Genomic DNA, 3,360 nt, shown 5'->3' on the forward strand with positions numbered 1-3,360 from the left:
TCGCCGAGGTCCGCGCGCAGGCCGCCGCCGTCCTCGGGCACGCCGACCCCGACGCCGTCCCCGACGGGCGTGCCTTCCGGGACCTCGGCTTCGACTCACTGACCGCGGTCGAACTGCGCAACCGGTTCGCCGAGGCCACCGGGCTGCGCCTGCCCGTCACCCTCGCCTTCGACCACCCCTCCGCGAACGCCCTCGCCGCCCATCTGGACCGAGAGCTGTTCGCCGCCGACGCGACCGCCGAACCCCTGCCGCAGCTACCGACGGCCGCCGTCGACGACGACCCCGTCGTCATCGTCGGCATGAGCTGCCGCTTCCCCGGCGACGTCACCTCCCCGGAAGACCTGTGGCGACTGGTCGCCGAAGGCACCGACGCCATCACCCCCTTCCCCGCCGACCGCGGCTGGAACGTCGACCACCTCTACGACCCCGACCCCGACCGCACCGGCCACTCGTACACCCGGCACGGCGGATTCCTGCACGACGCGGCCGAGTTCGATCCCGCGTTCTTCGGAATCGCGCCCCGCGAGGCCGTCGCCATCGACCCGCAGCACCGGCTGCTCCTCGAGACCTCCTGGGAAGCGTTCGAACGCGCCGGGATCGAACCCGACCGGATGCGCGGCGCCCGGGCGGGCGTGTTCATCGGCTCCAACTACAACGACTACGGCAGCCGCGCCCGCCGCGCCCCCGAGGGACTGGAGGGCTACCTCGCCACCGGCAGCGCCGGCAGCGTCGCCTCCGGCCGCATCGCCTACACCTTCGGCCTGGAAGGCCCGGCCGTCACCGTCGACACCGCCTGCTCCTCCTCCCTCGTCGCCCTGCACCTCGCCGCGCAGGCACTGCGGTCCGGAGAGTGCGAACTCGCCCTGGCCGGCGGCGTCACCGTGATCTCCACCCCGGACACCTTCGTCGAGTTCAGCAGGCAGCGCGCCCTGTCGCCCGACGGACGCTGCAAGCCGTTCTCCGCCGAGGCCGACGGCGCCGGCTGGGCCGAGGGCGTCGGCCTGCTCCTGCTGGAGCGCCTCTCCGACGCCCGCCGCCACGGGCATCCCGTGCTCGCCACCGTCGCCGCGACCGCCGTCAACCAGGACGGCGCCTCCAACGGCCTGACCGCGCCCAGCGGACCGGCCCAGCAGCGCGTCATCCGGCAGGCGCTGGCCTCCGCCGGGCTCTCTCCCAAGGACGTGGACGCCGTGGAGGCGCACGGCACCGGCACCACCCTCGGCGACCCCATCGAGGCCCAAGCCCTGCTCGCCGTCTACGGCCAGGACCGGCCCGCCGAACGCCCGCTGTGGCTGGGCGCGCTGAAGTCCAACATCGGCCACACCCAGGCCGCGTCCGGCGTCGCGGGCGTGATCAAGATGGTGATGGCGATGCGGCACGGCGTCCTGCCGCGCACCCTGCACGCCGACGCCCCCTCCCCGCACATCGACTGGTCCTCCGGCGCCGTACGCCTGCTGCACGAGGAGCGTGACTGGACGCCCGGTGACACCCCGCGCCGCGCGGGCGTCTCCTCCTTCGGCGTCTCCGGAACCAACGCCCACGTCATCCTCCAGGAACCGGACAGCCCCGCTCCCACGGAGCCGCGCCCGGCCGGCACCCCCTCCGGTGCCCTGGCCTGGCTGCTGTCCGCCCGCGGCACCGCCGCACTGCGCGCCCAGGCCCGGCTCCTCCTCGACCACATCGCCGCCCGCCCGCAGGCGGAGCCGGCCGACCTCGCCCTGTCCCTGGCCACCACCCGCGCCCACCACGACGACCGGGCGTCCGTCGTCGCCGACGGCACCGACGCCCTCGCCGAGGCGCTCACCGCCCTCGCCGAGGGACGCGAGAACCCGCTCCTCGTCACCGGCCGGGCCCGCGGCGGCAGGACGGCCTTCCTCTTCTCCGGTCAGGGCGCCCAGCGGGCAGCCGCCGGCCGCACCCTGTACGAGCGGTACGAGGTGTTCGCCGACGCCCTCGACGAGGTCTGTGCCCACCTCGACGCCCACCTCGACCAGCCGCTGCGGGACGTGATGTTCGCCGAGCCGGGCACCCCGCAAGCCGCCCTGCTCGACCGCACCGCCTACACCCAGGCCGCGCTCTTCGCCGTCCAAGTCGCCCTGTACCGGCTCCTGGAGAGCCTGGACGTACGGCCCGACGCGCTGCTCGGCCACTCCGTGGGCGAGATCGCCGCGGCCCATGTCGCGGGCGTCCTCACCCTGGAGGACGCCTGCCGCCTCGTCGCCGTACGCGGCACCCTGATGGGGGACCTCCCGGCGGGCGGCGCCATGGTGTCCGTCCAGGCCGGCGAGGACGAGGTGGCCCCGCTGCTCGCCGCCCACGAGGGCCGGGTCGCCGTCGCCGCACTCAACGGTCCGCTCGCCACCGTTCTGTCCGGCGACGAGGACGCCGTCCTCGCGGTCGCCGCCGAACTGGCCGCCCAGGGCCGCAAGACGCACCGCCTCAAGGTCAGCCACGCCTTCCACTCGCACCACATGGACGGCATGCTCGACACGTTCGCCGCGCACACCGCGGAGCTCGGCCACGCCACCCCCGCCGTGCCGGTGGTGTCCACCCTCACCGGACGCCCCGTCACCGCCGACGAACCCCTCGACGGCGCCTACTGGGTGCGTCAGGTCCGTGCGGGCGTCCGCTTCCGCGACGGCATCCGCGCCCTGGAGGAACAGGGCATCACCACCTATGTCGAGATCGGACCGGGTGACGTCCTCACCGCGCTCGCCGGCGACTGCGTCGAGGACGACGCCACCCTCGTGCCGACCCTGAGCCGGGACACCGAGGAGGGAGCGTCACTGGCCTCCGCCCTGGCCCGGCTGCACACCCACGGCCACCGCGTCGACTGGGACAGCTGGTTCGCCCCCACCGGAGCCCGCCGCACCGACCTGCCCACCTACCCCTTCCAGCGACGCACCTACTGGCTGGAGAGCACCGGCGCCGACACCCTCCGCACCGACCTGGAACCGGTGGGCCACCAGCTGGTGACAGCGGCCGTCCCCCTCGCCGACGGCTCCGGAGTCGTCCTGACCGGAACCGTCTCCGTCCAGGACCGGCCCTGGCTCGCCGACCACGCGCTCGCCGGCCGTGTCCTCTTCCCCGGCACCGCCTTCCTCGACCTCGCCATGGAGGCATGCGCCCACGTCGGAGCCGCCCGCATCACCGACCTCACCCTGCAGACCCCGCTGGTCCTCCCCGAGCACGCGGGCGTCCACCTCCAGGTCGCCGTCGGCGCACCCGACGGCGACGGCAACCGAGCCCTGACCGTGCACTCCCGGCCCGCCACCGGCGGCGACACCGCCCAGGACCCCTGGACCCGGCACGCCGAGGGCACCCTCGGCGACACCCCGGCAGCCGCCGCCGCCCCCCTTG

The 3,360-nt window shown here is 75.0% G+C and carries 1 protein-coding gene; it reads left to right on the plus strand.

All coding sequences use genetic code 11. The features are described from left to right. A partial coding sequence (locus AWZ10_RS27765) for a type I polyketide synthase (protein ID WP_159058361.1) occupies nucleotides 1-3,360 on the plus strand: 3,360 nt, incomplete at both ends.

This window comes from Streptomyces europaeiscabiei, from assembly GCF_001550375.1.
GTDB lineage: Bacteria > Actinomycetota > Actinomycetes > Streptomycetales > Streptomycetaceae > Streptomyces > Streptomyces europaeiscabiei.